Source organism: Microvirga sesbaniae, from assembly GCF_025460805.1.
GTDB lineage: Bacteria > Pseudomonadota > Alphaproteobacteria > Rhizobiales > Beijerinckiaceae > Microvirga > Microvirga sesbaniae.
Genome location: NZ_JAMXFJ010000012.1, coordinates 71629 through 92388, shown reverse-complemented (window position 1 = coordinate 92388; position 20760 = coordinate 71629). Strand labels below are relative to the sequence as shown.

The 20760-nt window shown below is 68.6% G+C and carries 19 protein-coding genes and 1 tRNA gene; 13 read left to right on the top strand and 7 right to left on the bottom strand.

Annotation, left to right across the window (positions count from 1 at the left end; all coding sequences use genetic code 11):
- Window positions 1-72 precede the first annotated feature (72 nt).
- A complete protein-coding gene (gene gltX, locus OCW50_RS17370) occupies window positions 73-1413 on the top strand; it encodes a glutamate--tRNA ligase (RefSeq protein WP_262298433.1) in 1341 nt (446 codons plus the stop codon).
- Between the two features lie 190 nt (window positions 1414-1603).
- Here gltX and OCW50_RS17365 read toward each other — a convergent pair whose 3' ends face one another.
- The 3 genes from OCW50_RS17365 to OCW50_RS17355 form a co-directional block, all read right to left on the bottom strand.
- Complete coding sequence (locus tag OCW50_RS17365; RefSeq protein WP_262298432.1) at window positions 1604-2365, bottom strand: ABC transporter permease; 762 nt, start codon at window positions 2363-2365, stop codon at window positions 1604-1606.
- Window positions 2362-3333, bottom strand: coding sequence for an ABC transporter ATP-binding protein (locus OCW50_RS17360; RefSeq protein WP_262298431.1), 972 nt, complete (start codon window positions 3331-3333; stop codon window positions 2362-2364). The genes OCW50_RS17365 and OCW50_RS17360 overlap by 4 nt, the downstream gene beginning before the upstream one ends.
- Window positions 3334-3664: 331 nt before the next feature.
- Complete coding sequence (locus tag OCW50_RS17355) at window positions 3665-4792, bottom strand: DUF2865 domain-containing protein (protein ID WP_262298430.1); 1128 nt, start codon at window positions 4790-4792, stop codon at window positions 3665-3667.
- Window positions 4793-5190: 398 nt separating this feature from the next.
- On the opposite strand from OCW50_RS17355, the gene OCW50_RS17350 reads away from it, so the two are divergent.
- Window positions 5191-5706: a CreA family protein gene (locus tag OCW50_RS17350; RefSeq protein ID WP_262298429.1), complete on the top strand. Its 516-nt coding sequence runs from the start codon at window positions 5191-5193 to the stop codon at window positions 5704-5706.
- Between the two features lie 185 nt (window positions 5707-5891).
- Here OCW50_RS17350 and OCW50_RS17345 read toward each other — a convergent pair whose 3' ends face one another.
- The gene (locus OCW50_RS17345) at window positions 5892-6503 is read right to left on the bottom strand and encodes a LysE/ArgO family amino acid transporter (protein WP_262298428.1); all 612 of its coding nucleotides are present in this window, start codon (window positions 6501-6503) and stop codon (window positions 5892-5894) included.
- Between the two features lie 94 nt (window positions 6504-6597).
- Here OCW50_RS17345 and OCW50_RS17340 point away from each other — a divergent pair, with 94 nt between their 5' ends.
- Window positions 6598-7491: a LysR family transcriptional regulator ArgP gene (locus tag OCW50_RS17340; RefSeq protein ID WP_262298427.1), complete on the top strand. Its 894-nt coding sequence runs from the start codon at window positions 6598-6600 to the stop codon at window positions 7489-7491.
- 216 nt (window positions 7492-7707) lie between these two features.
- Here the strand turns inward: OCW50_RS17340 and OCW50_RS17335 are convergent, their stop codons facing one another.
- Window positions 7708-8031 carry a hypothetical protein gene (locus OCW50_RS17335; RefSeq protein WP_262271300.1) on the bottom strand — a complete coding sequence of 108 codons (324 nt, stop codon included), beginning with the start codon at window positions 8029-8031 and terminating at the stop codon, window positions 7708-7710.
- Between the two features lie 293 nt (window positions 8032-8324).
- Here OCW50_RS17335 and cysS point away from each other — a divergent pair, with 293 nt between their 5' ends.
- The 3 genes from cysS (at window position 8325) to cimA (ending at window position 12092) form a co-directional block, all read left to right on the top strand.
- A complete protein-coding gene (cysS, locus tag OCW50_RS17330) occupies window positions 8325-9794 on the top strand; it encodes a cysteine--tRNA ligase (protein ID WP_262298426.1) in 1470 nt (489 codons plus the stop codon).
- A gap of 196 nt (window positions 9795-9990) precedes the next feature.
- Window positions 9991-10500: a GNAT family N-acetyltransferase gene (locus OCW50_RS17325; RefSeq protein ID WP_262298425.1), complete on the top strand. Its 510-nt coding sequence runs from the start codon at window positions 9991-9993 to the stop codon at window positions 10498-10500.
- Window positions 10497-12092: a citramalate synthase gene (gene cimA, locus OCW50_RS17320; protein ID WP_262298424.1), complete on the top strand. Its 1596-nt coding sequence runs from the start codon at window positions 10497-10499 to the stop codon at window positions 12090-12092. Before OCW50_RS17325 ends, cimA begins: the two co-directional genes overlap by 4 nt.
- 351 nt (window positions 12093-12443) lie before the next feature.
- On the opposite strand, the gene OCW50_RS17315 is transcribed toward cimA, so the two are convergent.
- Window positions 12444-12752: a GIY-YIG nuclease family protein gene (locus OCW50_RS17315; protein ID WP_262298423.1), complete on the bottom strand. Its 309-nt coding sequence runs from the start codon at window positions 12750-12752 to the stop codon at window positions 12444-12446.
- 334 nt (window positions 12753-13086) lie between these two features.
- Complete coding sequence (locus OCW50_RS17310) at window positions 13087-13695, bottom strand: LOG family protein (RefSeq protein WP_262298422.1); 609 nt, start codon at window positions 13693-13695, stop codon at window positions 13087-13089.
- 125 nt (window positions 13696-13820) lie between these two features.
- Here OCW50_RS17310 and OCW50_RS17305 point away from each other — a divergent pair, with 125 nt between their 5' ends.
- The 7 genes from OCW50_RS17305 to OCW50_RS17275 all read left to right on the top strand — a co-directional run bounded on the left by OCW50_RS17305 (window position 13821) and on the right by OCW50_RS17275 (window position 20433).
- Window positions 13821-15170, top strand: a complete 1350-nt coding sequence (locus OCW50_RS17305; protein ID WP_262298421.1) for a LysM peptidoglycan-binding domain-containing protein — start codon at window positions 13821-13823, stop codon at window positions 15168-15170.
- Between the two features lie 417 nt (window positions 15171-15587).
- The gene (locus tag OCW50_RS17300; protein WP_262298420.1) at window positions 15588-17501 is read left to right on the top strand and encodes an ABCB family ABC transporter ATP-binding protein/permease; all 1914 of its coding nucleotides are present in this window, start codon (window positions 15588-15590) and stop codon (window positions 17499-17501) included.
- A 54-nt stretch (window positions 17502-17555) separates the two neighbouring features.
- Window positions 17556-18257, top strand: a complete 702-nt coding sequence (locus OCW50_RS17295; RefSeq protein WP_262271292.1) for a phosphatidylserine decarboxylase — start codon at window positions 17556-17558, stop codon at window positions 18255-18257.
- A gap of 94 nt (window positions 18258-18351) precedes the next feature.
- The gene (locus tag OCW50_RS17290) at window positions 18352-19236 is read left to right on the top strand and encodes a CDP-alcohol phosphatidyltransferase family protein (protein ID WP_262298419.1); all 885 of its coding nucleotides are present in this window, start codon (window positions 18352-18354) and stop codon (window positions 19234-19236) included.
- Between the two features lie 66 nt (window positions 19237-19302).
- Complete coding sequence (locus tag OCW50_RS17285) at window positions 19303-20010, top strand: Maf-like protein (RefSeq protein WP_373371456.1); 708 nt, start codon at window positions 19303-19305, stop codon at window positions 20008-20010.
- A 17-nt stretch (window positions 20011-20027) separates the two neighbouring features.
- The gene (gene yacG / locus OCW50_RS17280) at window positions 20028-20231 is read left to right on the top strand and encodes a DNA gyrase inhibitor YacG (protein ID WP_262298418.1); all 204 of its coding nucleotides are present in this window, start codon (window positions 20028-20030) and stop codon (window positions 20229-20231) included.
- A gap of 126 nt (window positions 20232-20357) precedes the next feature.
- A tRNA-Phe gene (locus OCW50_RS17275) sits at window positions 20358-20433 on the top strand.
- Window positions 20434-20760 lie beyond the last annotated feature (327 nt).

The window sequence follows — 20760 nt, the reverse complement described above, 5'->3', positions numbered from 1 at the left end:
CGGGACCGGACGACCCGGTCGAAACGCCCGTCACCCCTTGCGCGGCCCGGCGCGCTTCGCCATAGCATCTGCATGTCCAGACCCATCGTCCGCTTCGCCCCGTCCCCGACCGGGCACATCCATATCGGCAACACCCGCGTGGCCCTGCTCAACGCGCTCTTCGCGCGCCGGGAGGGCGGCACCTTCATCCTGCGCTTCGACGACACGGACGTGGCGCGGTCGAAGCAGGAATATGCGGATTCCATCGAGACCGACCTGCGCTGGCTCGGCATTCCTCCCGACGTGATCGTCCGCCAGTCGGACCGGTTCGACCTCTACGACGCGGCCGCCGGGCGGCTGAAGGCGGCCGGCCGCCTCTATCCCTGCTACGAGACGCAGGAGGAGCTGGAGTTCCGCCGCAAGCGCCAGCTCGCCCGCGGCCTGCCGCCGATCTACGACCGGGCCGCCCTCAAGCTCACCGACGAGGACCGGGCCAGGCTCGAGCGGGAGGGGCGCAGGCCCCATTGGCGCTTCCGCCTCGAGCCGACGCATGTCACCTGGGACGATCTCGTGCGCGGGCCCTGCCACGTGGATTGCAGCTCGCTCTCCGACCCGGTGCTGGTGCGCGAGGATGGGACCTATCTCTACACGCTGCCCTCCGTGGTGGACGACATCGACCTCGCGATCACCCATGTGATCCGGGGCGAGGACCACGTGACCAACACGGCGGTGCAGATCCAGATCTTCGAGGCGCTCGGCGCAGCCGCGCCCACCTTCGCCCATCACAGCCTGCTGATCACCGCGAGCGGCGAGGGCCTGTCGAAGCGCCTGGGCCACCTGTCGATCCAGGGCCTGCGCGAGGCCGGCCTCGAGCCGCAGGCGGTGGCCTCGCTCGCCGTGCTGGTGGGCTCGGCGGAGGCGGTGCGGCCCGTGGCCAATCTCGACGACCTCGCCCGCCTGATCGATTTCTCCCACATCTCCCGCGCCCCGGCGAAGTTCGACGAGAGCGAGCTGGAGCACCTGAACGCCCGCCTGATCCACGACATGCCCTACGCGGCCGCCCGCGAGCGGCTGGCGGCGCTCGGGGCCGACGAGGGCGAGGCGTTCTGGAACGCCGTGCGCGGCAACCTGACGAAGCTCCGGGACGCGGCCGAATGGGCCAGGGTGGTGCGCGGCCCGGTGGCGCCGGCGATCGAGGACCGGGCGTTCGCGGAGGCGGCCACGGCCGTTCTGCCCGAGGCGCCCTGGGACGGGACGACCTGGAAGGCCTGGACGGACGCCGTGAAGGCCGCCACGGGGGTGAAGGGCAAGGCCCTGTTCATGCCCCTGCGCCTGGCGCTCACCGGGCTCGACCACGGTCCGGAACTCGGCGCCCTGCTGCCGCTGATCGGACCGGAGCGGGCGAGGGCGCGGCTTTCCGGGCAGGCGGCCTGAACCCGCCCCGTCCCGGCGCTCACCCGGCCCCGGCCTCCGCCCTTCCTGCCACCCTCACCACGTCATGGCCGGCCTTGTGCCGGCCATCCCGATACTGAAAGGCGCTGCGTTTCAGACAAGCGGGATCACCGGGACAAGCCCGGTGATGACGTGGCGGGTGGGATGGGCCGGTGATGACGTGCGCAAGCGCCTACGCCTTGATCCTGTAGCCCGTCCTGAAGATCCACCCGACAACGCCCAGGCAGATCAGCATGAAGACCAGAGTCATGCCGAGGCTGATGCCCACATCCACGTCGGCGACGCCGAAGAAGCTCCAGCGGAAGCCGCTCACCAGATAGACCACCGGGTTGAACAGGGCGATCGTCTGCCAGAAGGGCGGCAGCATGGTGATGGAGTAGAAGCTGCCGCCGAGGAACGCCAGGGGCGTCACGACCATCAGGGGCACGACCTGGAGCTTCTGGAAGCTGTCGGCCCAGATGCCGATGATGAAGCCGAACAGGCTGAAGGTGACGGAGGTCAGCACCAGGAAGGCGACCATCCAGACCGGATGCGCGATGGAGAAGTCCACGAAGAGCCGCGCCGTGACCAGGATGATGGTTCCGATGATCACCGACTTGGTGGCCGCCGCCCCCACATAGCCGATCACCGTCTCGAGGGCCGAGATCGGCGCCGAGAGGATCTCGTAGATGGTGCCGGAGAATTTCGGCATGTAGATGCCGAAGGAGGCGTTCGAGATGCTCTCCGTCAGGATGGACAGCATGATCAGGCCCGGCACGATGAAGGCACCGTAGCTGACCCCGTCGATATCGGCCATGCGCGACCCGATGGCGGAGCCGAACACGATGAAATAGAGCGAGGTGGAGAGCACCGGCGAGGCGATGCTCTGCATCAGCGTGCGCCAGGTGCGCGCCATCTCGAAGAGATAGATGGCCTTGATGGCATAGAGGTTCATGCGCGCTCCCTGACCAGGCTGACGAAGATCTCCTCGAGGGAGCTTTCCGAGGTCTGAAGGTCCTTGAAGTCGATGCCGTGCTCGCTCAGGCGGCGGAGCAGCCCCGCGATGCCGGTCTCCTGCGTCTGGGTGTCGAAGGTGTAGACGAGTTCGGTCCCGTCGGCGGAGAGCTGGAGGCTCCCGGATCGCAGCTCCGGCGGCAGGGCCGCCAGGGGGCTCTGGAGGTGCAGGGTGAGCTGCTTCCGGCCGAGCTTGCGCATGAGAACCGCCTTGTCCTCGACCAGGATGATCTCGCCCTTGCGGATCACCCCGATCCGGTCGGCCATCTCCTCGGCCTCCTCGATGTAGTGGGTGGTCAGGATGATCGTGACGCCGTTCTCGCGCAGGCGCCGCACCATGGCCCACATTTCCCGGCGCAGCTCCACGTCGACGCCGGCGGTGGGCTCGTCGAGGAAGAGGATCTTGGGCTCGTGCGACAGGGCCTTGGCGATCATGACCCGGCGCTTCATGCCGCCGGACAGGGTCATGATCCTGCTGTCGCGCTTCTCCCACAGGGAGAGGTCCTTCAGGATCTTCTCGAGATAGGCCGGATTGGGCGGCTTGCCGAAGAGGCCCCGGCTGAACGTCACCGTGGCCCACACGCTCTCGAACGCGTCGGTGGTGAGCTCCTGGGGCACGAGGCCGATCTTGGTCCGGGCGGCCCGGTAGTCGCGGACGATGTCGTGCCCGTCCGCCGTGACCCGGCCCGTGCTCGGATTGACGATGCCGCACACGATGCTGATGAGCGTGGTCTTGCCGGCGCCGTTGGGGCCGAGCAGGGCGAAGATCTCGCCCCGGCGGATCTCCAGGTCGACCGTCTTCAGGGCCTGGAACCCGGACGCGTAGGTCTTGCCGAGGCCCGCGACGGCAATGATGGGATCGGACGCGCCCGCCGGGCGGGGCATCGCGAGGGAATCGAGCGGTTTCATGCCGGGTTGATAGCATGGGCCCGGGCAGGGCGGAATGGACGCCATTCCTGCCCGAATGGGGAGGCGGCGTCTCCCTCTCCCGTCGTCACCTTCGCCACGTCATCACCGGCCCATGCCACCTCTCCACGTCATCACCGGCCCGTTTCACCTCTCCACGTCATCACCGGGCTTGTCCCGGTGATCTCGATCGTCTGGAACGCCGCGCTTCACCTTACCGGGATGGCCGGCACAAGGCCGGCCATGACGTGGGGAGGGTGGCAGGAAGGGCGGAGGGCGCCATGACGTGGGAGTTTTTCCACCCCGGCCGGGAACGACCGCGGCCTTCAGCCCGTCAGTTCTGCGCGTGCGGCACCGGGACGACGTTGGGGGCGATCACCCGGACGGTCTTCTTCTGGCCGTTGCCCGCCTCGACCTCCTGCTTCGAGCCCTCGCCCTGGCCGACCACGACGCCGGTCTCGATCGATTGCGGCCCGATGCCGGCCGATTCCTTGCTGGCCGTCGGGGCGGCGGCGGCGATCTCGGCCGCCTCCTTGGTCTCCTCGTCGGCCTTCCTGTCGGCGGCCTTGCGGGCGGCCTGCGTCTTCGGCCGGGAGAGCTCCTCGGCCTTCTCGGCGGTCACGATCAGGTCGCCCTTGCGCTGCTGGAGCATGCTCTCGGCCTTGCGCAGGACCACGGCCCAGCTCTCGTCGTGCTTCTTGCAGGCGCAGCTCTCGTCGAAGCTCTTGCGGAACTTGAAGGCGTTCGCCAGCGACGCATAGGGCTGGTTCGTGGACAGGGAGGCGGCGCGGCTGAGGCCCTGATCGCCGCCCGGATAGGCATAGGCCAGGGTCTCCGTGCCGGGGCAGAGGGCCTGGCACATCTCGTTGGCGCTCTGGCCGCCGCCCGGCGGCGTGGTGAGCGGGAAGAACGACCCGTCGCATGTCTTCACGCAGATCAGGCGCCCGCCGCCCATGGACGGGGGGCCGTCATCGGCGATGATCGGCTGGCCCTCGGGCATGATCTCCTGCTGCGGCTGCTGCTGGCGCGGGGCGCCGAACAGGGACTCGAAGAAGCCGCGGGGCTGGTCGGTGGCGCAGGTCTGCTGGACGGCCACCTGGAGCTGCCGGCGGCGCGCCTCGATCTGGCTCTGGTCGACGGCCTGGGACGCCAGGCGGGCATAGCCGGCCTCGAGCTGGCGGATCTGCCCGGCGATGGAGCCGCATTCGGCCGGGGCCGGGCCGGCCAGGAAGCCGAGGGGCCCGCGCTCGCAGCCGATGTTGCGGTAATAGACGACGAGGCGGTTGATCTCCGCCCGCTGCGCCTGCATCTGGCCGGTCGGCGCGCTCCCGCCGCTGCGCTCCAGGGAGGCCAGCTCGGCCTGGAACCGCTGGCATTGCGCCGACTGGGCATAGGCCGCCGGGCCGGCGGCCAGGAAAGCCGCGACGGCGATGAGGGAGCGGAGAAAGGATGTCTTTGCCATTGAGATGTTCGCAGAACCGGTCCGTTGCGGCGTCGAGGCCTGGGGAGGCTTCTCATGTGCCGCTGGAATTTGACCCTATTGTGATTAACGCCTTGCCTGCTTCGGGGGAAGCTGTCCAGCGCATCGTGCGAAAAAGTGGTCCCGGTTTTTCGCACGATCCCCCTCCCCACGTCATGGCACACTCCGCCCTCCCTGCCACCCTCCCCACGTCATGGCCGGGACAAGCCCGGTGATGACGTGGAGGGTGAGGTGATGACGTGGCGGGGGGTGGATCGGCCGGGAGCGGAGCATCGGACCCGGGCCTGGGTCCCTGTTTCACGTCCGATGCTCCGGGGGCTCTCGTCAAAGCCCGGAACCATCCCCACATGGGAGCGTGACCGTGGAAGGTGAATGAACCGATGCTTGCTCGAACTGTCCTGGCCGCCACCCTGGCCCTGGCCTTCGCCCCGGCCGCCGTGACCGGCGCCGCCGCCCAGGAGCCCGACCTGATCTTCAAGAAGTCCACGGTCTGGCGCGCGCTGACGCCGGACGACAAGCTGGCCGTCTACGGGATCGACGACCCGGTGGTCGAGGGGGTGGCCTGCCACTACACGACCCCGGAGCGCGGCGGCCTGTCGGGCACGTTCGGGGTGGCCGAGGAGGTCTCCGACATCTCGCTCTCCTGCCGGCAGGTGGGGCCGGTGACGTTCAAGCAGAAGGTCGGCCAGGGCGACGTGGTGTTCAGCGAGCGCCGGTCCCTGATCTTCAAGAAGATGCAGATCGTCCGCGGCTGCGACGCCAAGCGCAACACCCTGGTCTACATGGTCTATTCCGACCGGCCCATCGAGGGCTCGCCCAAGAACTCCACCTCGACCGTCCCCCTGATGCCCTGGGGCACCGCGATGCCGCCCCGATGCGGCGAATGGGTGAAATAGGAGGGCTTGTCCCGGCCATCCGGCGGCCTCACCCCAACCCTCCACACGTCATGGCCGGGCCTGTCCCGGCCATCCCGATCGTTTGGGGCGCCGCGCTCCACCGTATCGGGATCACCGGGACAAGCCCGGTGATGACGTGGTGTGTGTGGGCCGGTGATGACGGGGAGGGTGGCACGGCCCTGTCCTCATGACGCCCCTGTGCCGAGGAGGAGCCGGGCGGCCGTCGCCCACATGACGATGCCGATGGCGATGTCCAGGATGCGCCAGGTGACCGGCCGGGCGAAGAGCGGCTTCAGCAGGCGCGCGCCGAAGCCCAGCGCGAAGAAGAACGCGAAGGAGGCCGTCATGGCGCCCGCGGCGAACCAGCCCTTGCCCGGGTCGAACTGGGTCGAGATCGAGCCGATCAGCACCAAAGTGTCGAGATAGACGTGCGGGTTGAGCCAGGTGAGGGCCAGGCAGGTGAGCACCACCCGGCGAAGGCTCTCCGGGGCGGTTTGCGACGGCCGCAAGGCGGCCGATCCGAAAGCCGCCCGGACGCTGCGGGCGCCGTAGGCCACGAGAAACGCGACGCCGCCATAGAGCAGAACCGTCCCGACCCAGGGCCATTGCGCGCTGAGCTGCGCGAAGCCCGAGACCCCGGCCAGGATCAGCGCCGCGTCCGAGACCGCGCAGGCGAGGCACACGGCCAGGACATGCTCGCCGCGAAGGCCCACGCGCAGCACGAACGCGTTCTGAGCCCCGATGGGCAGGATCAGGCTGAGGCCGAGCAGGAAGCCGGCGAGCAGGGGAGCGGTCATGAGGAGGGTCCGACTGGGATTCGGCCTTTCCTAGGCCGGCCGGGCGAATTAGAGAAATTAAACCCTCTCACGCTGATTCAGAAACTCTAATCCCATGCTGGATTATGCCCTTCTCTCCGCCCTCGCGGCGGTCGTGCGCAGCGGCAGCTTCGAGCGGGCGGCGCAGCAGCTCAACGTCACGCCGTCGGCGGTCTCCCAGCGGGTCAAGCTCCTGGAGGAGCGGATCGGGGCGGTCCTGGTGGTGCGCGGGCAGCCCTGCCTGGCCACCGAGGTCGGGCAGCGCCTGTGCCGGCATGTGGAGCAGGTCGCCCTGCTCGAAAGCTCGCTCCGCCGAAACCTTCCCGGCCTGCACCCGGAGGACCGTCCCGTCACCCTGCGCATCGCGGTGAACGCGGACAGCCTCGCCACCTGGTTCATCCCGGCCATGGCCGAAACGGAGGGCGTCCTGTTCGATCTGGTTCTGGACGATCAGGATCACAGCGCCGACTGGCTGCGGCGCGGCGAGGTCGTGGCGGCCGTGACCTCCCACGGCCGGCCGATCCAGGGCTGCGACTGCCATCCCCTCGGGGCCCTGCGCTACGTGGCCACGGCCAGTCCCGGGTTCGTGGCCCGGTGGTTTCCCGCCGGGGTGACGGCGGAGGCCGCGGCCCGGGCGCCGTGCCTCGTCTTCAACCAGAAGGACCGGCTGCAGGCGCTCTGGCTGGAGCGGGCGCTCGGCGAGCCGGTGCAGCCGCCCCTCCATGGGCTGCCGTCGTCGCAGGCTTTCGTGGACGGGGCCTTGGCCGGGCTGGGCTGGGGCATGAACCCGGAGCCCCTGGTCGAGGGCCATCTGCGGGCCGGCCGGCTGGCGGCCCTGGAGCCGTCCCGGCCGCTCGACGTTCCGCTCTACTGGCAGCAGAGCCGGATCGTCGGCCCTCTTCTGGCGGATCTGACCCGCGCCGTCCTGACCGCCGCCCGGGCCAGGCTGGCGCCGACGGGCCCGTCCTGAAGCGGCGCATCGTCCGGGCGGCCCTCCCCACGTCATGGCCGGCCTTGTGCCGGCCATCCCGATTGTTTGGGGCGCCGCGCTCCACCGTATCGAGATCACCGGGACGAGCCCGGTGATGACGTGGAGGGGTGGTATGGGCCGGTGATGACGTGGAGGGGGGTGTGAGCGGGTGAGGGGGGGCAAGGGCCCGTGACGGCACCCGGCTGGCGCCGGCCGTCAGTTCGTGCAGGTCACGGAGACCGGCGGCTCCTTGGGGCCCAGGGAGGCTTTCTGGATGTTGCCCGTCACCTCGTCCGGGGTGATCTGCCGGTAGGACACCGCCTTCAGGTAGCCATGGGCCTCGCACCAGGAATCGGCCACAACTTGGCCACAAGCCTGGTTTGTGATCAGGCATTCCGCGACGCCGTAGCCGTCGGCGGCGGGAACCATGAAGGTGGCTTCGGTCGAAGAGGCCTGGGAGCCGTTGGGGAGCAGCGTCAGGGACGCGGCTGCAAGAAACACGACAGTACCCATTCCGAGCATGGTGAATGCGCGGCGCATCGAAGACCTCATTGGTTGAACTCGTGCCATTATGTCACGAGTGTGCGTGAACAAAGCTCTAACGCGCTTGGCCGGAACGCGTTTCATGCGGCCGTGCAAATAAAACATGCTTACCAAATGGGAAACCTTGACGTCCCCGGGCTGAATCGGCATTGATGGCTTCATGAACACGGCAACGGTCCTCATTTCCGGGATTATTTGCGGCTAGCGCATTTCGCTGGCTGGAGCCGTCTCGTTCTCATTCCAAGATCGAAACCACCCTCCGGCCTGCGGCCTGACAGGGATTTGGTTTCATGGCGGCACGCTTGAGGCTCTACAACACGCTGACCCGGTCGAAGGACGCGTTCGTCCCGATCGATCCCCGGAACGTGCGCCTCTACGTCTGCGGACCCACCGTCTACGACTACGCCCACATCGGCAACGCCCGCCCGATCATCGTCTTCGACCTTCTCTTCCGTCTGCTGAGACATGTTTACGGCAGGGAAGCCGTGACGTATGTGCGGAATATCACCGATGTGGACGACAAGATTAACGCCCGGGCGGCCCGGGATTACCCGGACCTGCCCCACAACGAGGCGATCCGGGCCGTCACGGCCAGGACCGAGGCGCAGTTCCACGCCGATATCCGGGCGCTCGGCGTGCTCATGCCGGAGGATGTGAACGAGGCCGGCGCGGCGCCGCGCTTCGTCGAGCCGCGGGCGACCGAGCACATCGCCGAGATGCGCATGATCATCGAGCGGCTGATCGCCCGCGGGGCCGCCTACGTGGCCGAGGAGCACGTGCTCTTCTCCGTGGCCGCCATGGGGTCCCTGCCGAACGTCCCGCGCTACGGGGCCTTCTCGAAGCGCTCCCTCGACGAGCTGCTCTCCGGGGCCCGGGTCGACGTGGCGCCCTACAAGCGCGACCCGATGGATTTCGTGCTCTGGAAGCCGTCGGGCCCGAGGGATCCGGCCTGGCCGTCGCCGGCCGGCATCGCGACGCCGGGCCGTCCCGGCTGGCACATCGAGTGCTCGGCCATGTCCTGGAAGCATCTCGTCCAGGCCTTCGAGACGCGCCTCGCGTGCGCCGACCCGACCGCCCGCGAGATCTTCGACATCCACGGCGGCGGCATCGACCTGGTCTTCCCGCACCACGAGAACGAGATCGCCCAGTCCTGCTGCGCCTTCGACACGCCGCGCATGGCCAATGTGTGGATGCACAACGGCTTCCTGCAGGTCGAGGGGGAGAAGATGTCGAAGTCGCTCGGCAACTTCCTCACCATCAACGAGCTGCTGCGGGACTGGCCCGGCGAGGTGCTGCGCTTCAACATGCTGCGCACCCATTACCGCCAGCCCATCGACTGGACCGTGACGGGCCTGGAGGAAAGCGACAAGACCCTCGACCGCTGGTACGCGCTGGCGGGCCGGGGGGAGGCGGCCTTCCTGTCGGACCACGTGGTCGAGGCGCTGTCCGACGACCTCAACACGCCCAGGATGCTGGCGGAGCTTCACGCCCTGGACGGGCAGGGGGCGCATGCGGAGCTCGGCGCGAACCTGCGGGCGCTCGGCTTCCTGCGCGACGGGTCCGAGGCCTGGACGGCGCGCCGGCAGGCATCCCTCGGGGTCGAGCCCAGCCAGGTCGAGGCGCTGATCGCCGCCCGCAAGGAAGCCCGCGCGGCCAGGAACTGGGCCGAGTCCGACCGCATCCGCGACGAGCTCGCGGCCCTGAACGTGGTCGTGAAGGACAACCGGGACGGCACGACCACCTGGGAGGTGGCGCGGTGAACGTCTCGGGCGCCTCCACCGTCATCACCGGCCTCGTGCCGGTGATCCCGATCCGAAGGGCGTGGCGTTCCTCCGATCGGGATGGCCGGGACAGGCCCGGCCATGACATGGGTGATGACATGGGTGATCGCATGGGTGATGACATGGGTGATGACGGCCGTGACAACATGCGCGCGGCGAAGGGAGAGGGACGCTGATGGGACAGGCCATGCCGAAGCCGGGGCTGCGCCCCTTCCTGCCGGCGGATCTGCCGCTCCTCGTCGACATCTACGAGGAGAGCATCGCCGAGCTGACCGGCGAGGATTACAGCGAGAGCCAGCAGGAGGCCTGGATCGCCCGCGCCGAGGACGATGCCTTCGTCGCGAGGCTCACGAAGGGCCTGACCCTGATCGCCACCGTCGAGGGCTCTCCGGTGGGGTTCATCGCGCTCAAGGACAACGAGCTGATCGATCTGTTCTACGTGCACCCGGCCGCGTCCGGCCAGGGGATCGGCACCCTGCTCTACGACGCGGTCGAGAAGCTCGCCGGCGCGCGCGGCGCCGCGCGTCTCGTGGCGGAGGTGAGCGACAATGCGCTGCCCTTCTTCCAGAAGCACGGCTTCCAGCCGCAGCGGCGCAACACCATGCCGCTCGGCGACGAATGGCTCGGCACCACCACCATGGAAAAGCGTCTGACGCCCCGGGAAGACAGGACCTTGTCGTCATGAGCCGCGAGCGCATCACCCTCTTCGACACCACCCTGCGCGACGGCGCGCAGACCACGGGCGTGGATTTCTCCCTCGAGGACAAGAAGGCGATCGCCGCGCTCCTCGACCGGCTCGGCATCGACTACGTGGAAGGCGGCTATCCGGGCGCGAACCCGCTCGACACCGCGTTCTTCGCCGAGAAGCGCACGACAAGCGCCCGGTTCACCGCCTTCGGCATGACCAAGCGCGCCGGGCGCTCCGCGTCGAACGATCCCGGCGTCGCGGCGCTGCTCGAGGCGGACGCGGATGCGATCTGCTTCGTGGCCAAGTCCTGGGACTACCATGTGCGCGTGGCGCTCGAGACGACCCCGGAGGAGAACCTGGCGGGCATCCACGAGAGCGTCGAGGCGGCCCGGGCGCGGGGCCGCGAGGTGCTGGTCGATTGCGAGCATTTCTTCGACGGCTATAAGGCCAACCCCGATTATGCGCTCGCCTGCGCGAGGACGGCCTACGAGGCCGGGGCGCGCTGGGTCGTGCTCTGCGACACCAACGGCGGAACGCTGCCGCACGAGGTGGCGGCGATCGTCGCGGCGGTCGCGCAGGTCGTGCCGGGCCGCCATGTGGGCATCCATGCCCATGACGATTGCGGCTGCGCGGTGGCCAATTCGCTCGCCGCCGTGGAGGCAGGCGCGCGCCAGATCCAGGGCACGCTCAACGGCCTCGGCGAGCGCTGCGGCAACGCCAATCTCGTCACGCTGATCGGCGCCCTCAAGCTCAAGGACGGCTACGCGGCCCGCTTCGATCTCGGCGTGACGGACGACGCCCTGGGCCAGCTCACCCATGTGTCCCGGCAGGTGGACGAGATCCTCAACCGGCAGCCGAACCGCCACGCGCCCTTCGTGGGCGCGAGCGCCTTCGCCACCAAGGCCGGCATCCATGCCTCGGCGGTGCTGAAGGATCCCCGCACCTACGAGCACGTGGAGCCGGAGGCCGTCGGCAACGCGCGCCGGCTCCTGGTCTCGGACCAGGGCGGCCAGTCCAACATCCTGGCCGAATTGAAGCGCTGCGGCTTCGAACTCGAGAAGGGCGATCCGCGCATCGCGCGCGTCCTCGACGAGGTGAAGCGCAAGGAGGCGCAGGGCTTCGCGTTCGAGGGCGCGGACGCGTCGTTCTACGTGCTGGTCAAGCGGATGCTCGGCGAGGTGCCGGCCTTCTTCGACGTGGAGCGCTTCTCGGTCAACGTGGAGCGCCGCTTCAACGCGGTCGGCGAGCTCGTCACCGCCTCGGAGGCCATCGTGAAGGTGCGGGTCGGCGACGACGTGCTGATCTCCGCGGCCGAAGGCAACGGCCCGGTGAACGCGCTGGACGTGGCCCTGCGCAAGGACCTGGGCAAGTACCAGAACCTGATCCAGGACCTGGAGCTGGTGGACTACAAGGTCCGCATCTACCAGGGCGGCTCGGACGCGGTCACCCGGGTGCTGATCGAGTTCACGGACGGCTCCGGCGAGCGCTGGACCACCATCGGCGTGTCGGCCAACATCATCGACGCCTCGTTCCAGGCGCTCACGGATTCCATGGTCTTCAAGCTGCTGAAGAGCGGCGCGTCGCTTTAGGTCCGCGCCTCCCTGGGCCGGACGGTCCCCCCTTCGTGGTCGCCGGCCCACACACGCACCACGTCATCACCGGCCTTGTGCCGGTGATCCCGATCCGGTGAAGCGCCGCGCCCTTCCGCATCGGGATGGCCGGCACAAGGCCGGCCATGACGTGGGGAGGGTGGCAGGAGGGGCGGAGGGTGGCCGGAAGGGCGGAGGATGCCATGACCCGTGGAGGGTGTTCGCACCGGCCCTGACCACGGTCTCCACGTCATCACCGGGCTCGTCCCGGTGATCTCGATACGAGAGGCGCCGCGCTTCACCGCATTGGGATGGCCGGCACAAGGCCGGCCATGACGGGGCGAGGCGGCATCAGGCGTTCAGCTCCTCACAGAGATCGCGCCAGGTGGGGTTCATCCCGAGGATGAGGTTCGTCTTCCAGGCGCGCGGCCAGCGCTTGATCGAGGTCTCGCGCTGGATGGCGTCGACGATGCTGGGATAGCTCTCGTAGTAGACGAGCCTGTCGATCCGGTAGCGTCGGGAATGACCGCTCCCGCGACCGCTCCTGTGCTCGAAGACGCGCCGGGCCAGATCGTTCGTGACGCCCACATAGAGCGCGCCACCGGGGCGGCTCGCGAGAATGTAGACGTAATAAAGTGTCATGAGAGAAGACTGGCGCATTTCTCCGGGATGCACAAGCCGTCCCGCCCGCTCCCCCGTCATGGCCGGGCCTGTCCCGGCCATCCCGACCCGGTGAGGTGCGGCGCTTCACCGTATCGGGATCACCGGGACGAGCCCGGTGATGACGTGGAGGATGGAATATCGGGATGCACGACCTTTCCCACGTCATGGCCGGCCTTGTGCCGGCCATCCCGATTGTTTGAAGCGCGGCGCTTCACCGTAGCGGGATCACCGGGACAAGCCCGGTGATGACGTGGCGGGTGGGACGAGCCCGGTGATGACGTGAGAGGGGAGCAGGACGGGCGGTGCGGCCCGCTGTCGTCCGCACGATGCCCTAGAACCGGCTCTCGATCGCCGCTTCGTTGCGCACGATCCCGATCCGGCGGGCCGCGTCCTCGATCATCGGGATGACCTCTTCGACTCGCTCGGCCACCAGGTAGTTGAGCTCGAGCCCGGGGCGGATGAAACCCTGTTCGCGCATGTGGGCGATCAGGGTGAGGAGCGGCTTCCAGAAGCCCTTGGTGCTCAGCATCAGGATCGGCTTGGTGTGCCGGCCGAGCTGCGACCAGGTCATCTGCTCGACCAGCTCCTCCAGGGTCCCGATGCCGCCGGGCAGGGCCACGAAGGCGTCGGCCTTCTCGAACATGAGGCGCTTGCGGGTATGCATGTCGGGCACGACGATGGTTTCCTGCACGTCGTCGAGGAGCTTCTCGCGGGATTTCAGGAAATCCGGGATGATCCCTGTGACATATCCGCCGTGATCGAGAACCGATTGGGCGACCGTGCCCATGAGGCCCACATTGCCGCCGCCATAGACCAGCCTGATGCCCTGTTCGGCCATGAGGCGGCCCAATAACGCCGCATTCTCGGCGAAAACGGGGTCGTCCCCGAAGCCTGAGCCGCAATAAACGCAGATGGATGTGATCGGTCTGTTGGATGACATGGGCATTTCGGGGAGGCGGGGAGCCTCCCGCGCTGAGTCGGAGAGCATTAATTGTCCTTTATGGCCGTAGCCTTTTGAAAGATAAACGGTTTAAATGCACGAAAGTGCCGCGTTCGAGAAACACCATGGCGGATCCGAGGGACATCAAAGGTACAATCGCGTTGCTCGGCGCCGCTGCCGCAGCCGTTGTCGCAGTTCTTCTCGGGGTGCTGTACGGGTCCTGGTCCGGCGCGCCCGAGGCGTCCCGGAGCGCCGTCCCGGCCCAGACGGCCCAGGCTCCCGCCGAAGCCGGACCGGGCCCGCAGGCGGCCGCCAACCCGGCCGCTCCCGGCGAGGGCGCCGCGGCCAAGCCCAAGGACGCGCCCAAGGACGCGCCCATCGTGCCGTCCTTCGACCTGGTGCGGGTCGAGCCGGACGGGGAGAGCGTGATCGCCGGCCGCGCCGCCCCCGGGGCGACGATCGAGCTTCTGCGCGGCGATCAGGTCCATGCCCGCGCGGCGGCCGATGCCTCGGGCCTGTTCGCCATCGTGCCGCCGCCCCTGCCGCCCGGCTCCCATCAGGTGGCGCTGCAATCCATCGCCCCGGACGGAACCCGCCAGCGCTCGGCCCAGAGCGTCACGGTGGTCATTGCCGACGCCAGGACCCGGCCCCTCGTGACCCTGACGGCTCCCGACCAGCCCACCGTCGTGCTGTCGAACCCCGAGCCGCCGGCCAAGGGGGCCGGGGAGCCGAAACCCGACACCAGGACGGCGGACGTCAAGTCGGCGGACACCAAGTCGGCGGACGCCAAAGCAACCGACACCCGGACGGCCGACGCCCAGCCGGGCGCGCCGCCGCAGGCGGGCCTCGCCCCGACGGTGTCTCCGCCGCCGGTCCAGCCGGCCCAGCCGGCCCCACGGCCGGAGATCAAGATCGTGACCGTGGAGGCCGAGGAGGGGAGGCTCTTCGTGTCCGGCCAGTCCGCCCCCGGGGCGACCGTGCGGCTCTATCTCAACGAGAGCCTCATCGCGCCGGGCGGGGCGGGCGGCGACGGCAAGGTGTCGTTCTCCATCGGGAGCGGCGTGAGGCCCGGCGACTACCGGATCCGCCTCGACGACGTGGACCCGGTCTCGGGACAGGTCCGCTCCCGCGCCGAGGTGGGCTTCAACGTGCCGGCCCAGGTCGCGTCGGCGCAGCCGCCGGCCTCCGGGTCGTCCCCGGCGGCGGGCGCGCCGGTCCCGTCGTCCCGGGAGGTGGCCTCCGCCCTGCCGGCCGGCCAGATGGCCAGCGTCGGGTCGGTGGTGATCCCCAACATCAACACGGCCATCGTGTCGCGCGGCGACAACCTCTGGCGGATCAGCCAGCGGATCTACGGCAAGGGCCTGCGCTACACGGTGATCTACGGGGCGAACCAGGAGCAGATCCGCAATCCGGACCTGATCTATCCCGGCCAGGTCTTCGTGCTGCCGGGCGACCAGGCTCCCAAGAGCGACTGAGCCGGGCCGCCCCCTCCCCACGTCATGGCCGGCCTTGTGCCGGCCATCCCGATCTTTTCGGGCGCGGCGTTTCGCCGGATCGGGATCATCGGGACAAGCCCGGTGATGACGTGGAGGATGGAATATCGGGATGCACGACCTTTCCCACGTCATGGCACCCTCCGCCCCTCCTGCCACCCTCCACACGTCATGGCCGGCCTTGTGCCGGCCATCCCGATTGCTTCGGGCGCCGCGCTTCACCGGATCGGGATCACCGGGACGAGCCCGGTGATGACGTGGTGGTTGATCGTCCGGTCCTGCCACCCTCCCCACGTCATGACCATCCCGGGCCGAACGGGGAACAATGACCGACGCGGGGTGAATTCGCGCGGCCGATCCCCTATATCGGGACCCGACACCTCGAACGGATTCTCGCGTATGCCTCCCTCCACCGCCGTCCCGACGACGAGCGCTGCTGCGCCAAAGCCCACGGGCCTGGCGGCCACCTGGACGAAGCTCTGGCCCTATCTCTGGCCTCACGGCAGGCCCGACCTCCAGCGACGGGTCTTCCTGGCCTTCGGGCTCCTCCTGGTGGCCAAGGGCGTCACCATGGTGACGCCCTTCGCGTTCAAATGGGCCACGGACGCCCTCGTGGCGGTCACGGGCGGCCCGGCCCAGGGGGCCGAGGCGGCCGCGACGGCGGGCTCCTGGCTCTGGAAGGCGCCGATCCTGCTCACGGCGATCTACGGCCTGACCCGCATCCTCATGGCGGTCCTGACCCAGATGCGCGACGGCCTCTTCGCCAAGGTGGCCATGCACGCGGTCCGCAACCTGGCGCTCCAGACCTTCGAGCACATGCACCGCCTGTCCCTGCGCTTCCACCTGGAGCGCAAGACCGGCGGCCTGACCCGCGTGCTGGAGCGCGGCCGCGAGGGCATCGAGGAACTGTCGCGCCTCGTGGTGCTGACCCTGGTGCCGACGATCCTCGAGTTCATCCTGGTCCTGGGGCTGCTCGCCTGGGAGTTCAACTGGCTCTATTCCGCCGTCGTGTTCGTCATGGTGGTCGTCTACCTGGCCTATACCTACAAGGCGACCCAGTGGCGGATCTCGATCCGCAAGCAGATGAACGATTCCGACACGGACGCGAACACCAAGGCGGTCGATTCGCTGCTGAACTACGAGACGGTGAAGTATTTCGGCGCCGAGCAGCGCGAGGCCGCCCGCTACGACCGCTCCATGGCGGGATACGAGAAGGCCTCGACCCAGACCTATACGTCGCTGGCCGTGCTCAATGCCGGCCAGGCGGTGATCTTCTCCATCGGCATGGCCGTCGTCATGGTGCTGGCCGCCCGGGACATCATGGCCGGGCGGGCCTCCATCGGCAGCTTCGTGCTCGTCAACGCCATGCTGGTCCAGCTCTACATTCCCCTGAACTTCATGGGCATGCTCTACCGGGAGATCAAGCAGGCGCTCATCGACATCGACGACATGTTCGCGATCATCGAGCGCAATCCCGAGATCCAGGACAGGCCCGGCGCCAGGCCGCTCCAGGTGCCGCAGGGCGTGGTGCGGTTCGAGGACGTGCATTTCGCCTACATCCCCGAGCGCCCGATCCTCAAGGGCGTGAGCTTCGAGGTGCCGGCCGGCCACACGGTGGCCATCGTCGGCCCCTCGGGGGCCGGCAAGTCGACGATCTCGCGCCTGCTGTTCCGCTTCTACGAGCCCACGAGCGGGCGCATCCTGATCGACGGGCAGAACATCGCGGAGGTCCAGCAGGCCTCCCTGCGCAAGGTCATCGGCATGGTCCCCCAGGACACGGTGCTGTTCAACGACACCATCGGGTACAACATCCAGTACGGCCGCTGGGACGCGACCCCGGACGAGGTCCGGGAGGCCGCGCGCCTCGCCCAGATCGACCGCTTCATCGGGCTCCTGCCGGAGGGCTACGACACCCCGGTGGGCGAGCGCGGCCTGAAGCTCTCGGGCGGCGAGAAGCAGCGGGTGGCGATCGCCCGCACGATCCTCAAGAGTCCTCCGATCCTGGTCCTGGACGAGGCCACCTCGGCCCTCGACACCTTCACCGAGAAGGAGATCCAGGACGCCCTCGACCGGGTCAGCCGCGGCCGCACCACCCTGGTGATCGCCCACCGGTTGTCCACAGTCATCGGGGCCGACGAGATCATCGTCCTCGATCAGGGCCGGGTGGTCGAGCGCGGCGATCATGCGAGCCTCCTGGCCCATGGCGGGGTCTATGCCGCCATGTGGAACCGCCAGCGCGAGGCCGATCAGGCGCGCGAGACCCTCAAGCGGGCCGAGGCGGAGGAGCGCAGCCCCGAGAGCGTGGCAGGTTGACGGGAGCGTGTCCGCCTGCCATCCCCTGGCAAACCTTCTCAAGGCTGTGAAAGAATGACCGATATCCTGGAATCGATGCGCCGCATCTTCGTGCCGATCCACAAGGAGGGCTATCCCTTCATCCTGATCGCGCTGTTTGCGACGATCGTGCTGGCGTGGCTCTGGTCGCCCCTGGGCTGGATCGGGGCGATCCTGACCGTGTGGGTCTGCTACTTCTTCCGCGACCCCCCGCGGGTGACGCCGATCCGCGAAGGGCTCGTGGTCTCGCCGGCCGACGGGCGGGTGAACCTGATCACCACGGCGGTCCCGCCCGCCGAGCTCGACCTGCCGGCCGAGCCGATGACCCGGATCTCGGTGTTCATGAACGTGTTCGACTGCCACGTGAACCGCTCGCCCGTGACCGGCCGCATCGCCCAGATCCTCTACACGCCGGGCCTGTTCCTCAACGCCGAGCTCGACAAGGCGAGCGAGGACAACGAGCGCAACGCCCTCGTGATCGAGACGGCGGGCACCAAGATCGGCGTGGTCCAGATCGCCGGCCTCGTGGCGCGGCGCATCGTCTCCTTCGTGAAGATCGGCGATCACCTGAGCACCGGCGAGCGCTTCGGCCTGATCCGCTTCGGCTCCCGGCTCGACATCTTCGTGCCGCTCGACGCCCAGGTGCTCGTGGGCCTCGGCCAGACGGCGGTCGCCGGCGAGACGGTGCTGGCCGACCTGACCGCCAACGAGCCCGCGCGCCAGTACCGGGTGGGCTGACGCCGTTCCGCCCGCCGGGCCGGAGTCCTGGTGGCGCACCGTCGACTGCGACAAACCGGGTCCACTTTTCCGCACGATGCGCTAGGTTGTTGCCATGAGTGACCTTTTCCCGCCCTTCGCCCCGGACCCGAACGAGCCGCGCAAGCGCCTGTTCAAGCCGGTTCCGTTCCGGATGATCGCCCCCAACATCATCACCTTGATCGCCCTGTGCCTGGGGCTGTGGGCGATCCGGCTGGCCTTCGACGGGCAATACGAGAAGGCCGTGGTGGCGGTGATCGTGGCGGCCTTCCTGGACGGGGTCGACGGGCGCATCGCCCGCCTGCTGAAGGGGACGTCCCGCTTCGGCGCCGAGCTCGACTCCCTGGCCGACTTCCTGAACTTCGGCGTCACCCCGGCGCTGATCCTCTACAGCTTCGTCCTGCACGAGCTCGGGCGGGTCGGCTGGATCGGCTCCCTCGTGCTCGCCATCGCGGCGGCGCTTCGGCTGGCCCGCTTCAACGTGATGATCGACGATCCCAACCGGCCCGAATGGAAGAAGAACTTCTTCGTCGGCATGGCGGCCCCCATGGGGGCCATGAGCGCCCTGCTGCCGCTGTACCTGTCCTTCCTCGGCATTCCCATCCAGGACGCGTCGGTCGGCCCGGTCATCCTGATCTACGTGGTGGGCATCGCGTTCCTCATGGTGTCGACGATCCCGACCTATTCGGGCAAGACCATGGGCAAATACGTGCCGCGCCAATGGGTCCTGCCGATCTTCGTCCTGTCCGTGGCGGCGTTCGGCCTCCTGGTCAGCTTCCCCTGGGAGATGCTGAGCCTGATCACGGTGGCGTTCCTGCTGCTGATCCCGGTCAGCGTGGTGCGCTACCGCAAGCTCGAGCGGCTCGATGCCAAGAGCGACCCGGCCAAGAGCGACCCGACGAAGAACGACCCGCACGCGAAGGCGGCGCCGGCCGGCACCGAGCCGCCCCCGATCGCGTGATCGGCCCGGTCGCGTGACCGGCTTGATTCGCCCGCGCCCGGTGCCATCTTGTGCCCCAGCGTGGCTATGGCCTTGACGAAATCCTTGAAGGGGCCCGAAGGGGCCCGGAGCGTGGAGAGAAAAGTGGCGTCTTCTTCCGAGGTGTCGAATCCCAGCTGGCGTCCGAAGCTCGTTCTCGCGTCCGCGTCGCCGCGCAGGCTCGGCCTCCTGCAGCAGGCCGGCATCGAGCCCGACGCCCTTCTGCCGGCCGATGTGGACGAGACGCCCCTGAAGAACGAGGGCGCCAAGGAGCTGGCCAAGCGCCTCGCCCGCTCGAAGGCCGAGGTGGCCCGGAAGGTGGCCCGGGCGCGGGAGGACCTGAAGGAGTCCTACATCCTGTCGGCCGACACGGTCGTGGTGGTGGGCAAGCGGGTCCTGCCCAAGGCGGAGCTCGTCGACGAGGCCGCCGGCTGCCTGAGGCTGCTCTCCGGGCGCGCCCACCGGGTCTATACCTCCATCTGCCTGATCACGCCGCGGGATTCCGTCCGCGAGCGCCTGGTGGAGACCCGCGTGCGCTTCAAGCGTCTGTCCCGGGACGAGTTCGAGCGCTATCTCGCCTCGGGGGAGTGGCGCGGCAAGGCGGGCGGCTATGCCATCCAGGGCCTGGCCGGCACCTTCGTGGTCAAGCTGGTGGGCTCCTATTCCAACGTGGTGGGCCTGCCCCTGTACGAGGCCGCGGCCCTGCTCGACGGGGAGGGGTATCCGGTCCGCTTCGGCTGGCTCGACGCGGCCTGAATGGAAAGGACGTGTCCGTGAACGCCGCCAACGAGAACAAGCCCCTGGCTTCATCCGGCAAATGCCCGATCTGCGGAAAGCCCGCACAGGAGGAGGTCCGGCCGTTCTGCTCGAAGCGCTGCGCCGACGTGGACCTCAACCGCTGGCTGTCGGGCACCTACGCGATCCCGGCGGTCGAGAACGAGGAGGACGACAAGGACGAGGACGGGCAGGACGCCTGAGAGGACGCCTGAGCGGACGCCCGAGCGACGATTTCCCGGCATTTTGTCGTCCGAGGCGCTGGACATGCGGCCCCGGTCTGACTATACACCCCTCCACGACGCGCACGGCTCCGCCGCGCATCGGATGCCCAGGTAGCTCAGTTGGTAGAGCATGCGACTGAAAATCGCAGTGTCGGTGGTTCGATTCCGCCCCTGGGCACCATTCTCAAAGGTTCGACAGCTCCAAGGCTTTCCGCAAGCGCTCCCCTCGGGGCGCTTTCCGTTTTGCGCCCTGGGGGCACAACCGTAGCCGGTGTCTCACGGTCTCTTTCGAGCTTTCCCTCGAACCTGTGCGCGACGAGAGTTGCTCCCACCGGCGTGGCATCGCGGCTCGTCCTGGCCGCGCCGCTCATCACCCGCCTTGTGCCGACCGTCCTGCGGTCTCACTGCCACCCTCCCACGTCATGGCCGGCCTTGTGCCGGCCATCCCGATCTTTTGGGGCGCGGCGCTTCAAACAATCGGGATCACCGGGACAAGCCCGGTGATGAC

Excerpts from the sequence above, each read along its gene's own strand:
- OCW50_RS17355 (WP_262298430.1), bottom strand. The coding sequence starts at position 4,792 with ATGGCAAAGACATCCTTTCTCCGCTCCCTCATCGCCGTCGCGGCTTTC.
- OCW50_RS17300 (WP_262298420.1), top strand. The coding sequence starts at position 15,588 with ATGCCTCCCTCCACCGCCGTCCCGACGACGAGCGCTGCTGCGCCAAAG.
- OCW50_RS17315 (WP_262298423.1), bottom strand. The coding sequence starts at position 12,752 with ATGCGCCAGTCTTCTCTCATGACACTTTATTACGTCTACATTCTCGCG.
- cysS (WP_262298426.1), top strand. The coding sequence starts at position 8,325 with ATGGCGGCACGCTTGAGGCTCTACAACACGCTGACCCGGTCGAAGGAC.
- OCW50_RS17290 (WP_262298419.1), top strand. The coding sequence starts at position 18,352 with ATGAGTGACCTTTTCCCGCCCTTCGCCCCGGACCCGAACGAGCCGCGC.
- OCW50_RS17305 (WP_262298421.1), top strand. The coding sequence starts at position 13,821 with ATGGCGGATCCGAGGGACATCAAAGGTACAATCGCGTTGCTCGGCGCC.
- OCW50_RS17295 (WP_262271292.1), top strand. The coding sequence starts at position 17,556 with ATGACCGATATCCTGGAATCGATGCGCCGCATCTTCGTGCCGATCCAC.
- OCW50_RS17365 (WP_262298432.1), bottom strand. The coding sequence starts at position 2,365 with ATGAACCTCTATGCCATCAAGGCCATCTATCTCTTCGAGATGGCGCGC.
- cimA (WP_262298424.1), top strand. The coding sequence starts at position 10,497 with ATGAGCCGCGAGCGCATCACCCTCTTCGACACCACCCTGCGCGACGGC.
- OCW50_RS17345 (WP_262298428.1), bottom strand. The coding sequence starts at position 6,503 with ATGACCGCTCCCCTGCTCGCCGGCTTCCTGCTCGGCCTCAGCCTGATC.
- OCW50_RS17335 (WP_262271300.1), bottom strand. The coding sequence starts at position 8,031 with ATGCGCCGCGCATTCACCATGCTCGGAATGGGTACTGTCGTGTTTCTT.
- OCW50_RS17350 (WP_262298429.1), top strand. The coding sequence starts at position 5,191 with ATGCTTGCTCGAACTGTCCTGGCCGCCACCCTGGCCCTGGCCTTCGCC.
- OCW50_RS17340 (WP_262298427.1), top strand. The coding sequence starts at position 6,598 with ATGCTGGATTATGCCCTTCTCTCCGCCCTCGCGGCGGTCGTGCGCAGC.
- OCW50_RS17325 (WP_262298425.1), top strand. The coding sequence starts at position 9,991 with ATGGGACAGGCCATGCCGAAGCCGGGGCTGCGCCCCTTCCTGCCGGCG.
- OCW50_RS17360 (WP_262298431.1), bottom strand. The coding sequence starts at position 3,333 with ATGAAACCGCTCGATTCCCTCGCGATGCCCCGCCCGGCGGGCGCGTCC.
- OCW50_RS17310 (WP_262298422.1), bottom strand. The coding sequence starts at position 13,695 with ATGTCATCCAACAGACCGATCACATCCATCTGCGTTTATTGCGGCTCA.
- gltX (WP_262298433.1), top strand. The coding sequence starts at position 73 with ATGTCCAGACCCATCGTCCGCTTCGCCCCGTCCCCGACCGGGCACATC.
- OCW50_RS17285 (WP_373371456.1), top strand. The coding sequence starts at position 19,303 with ATGGCCTTGACGAAATCCTTGAAGGGGCCCGAAGGGGCCCGGAGCGTG.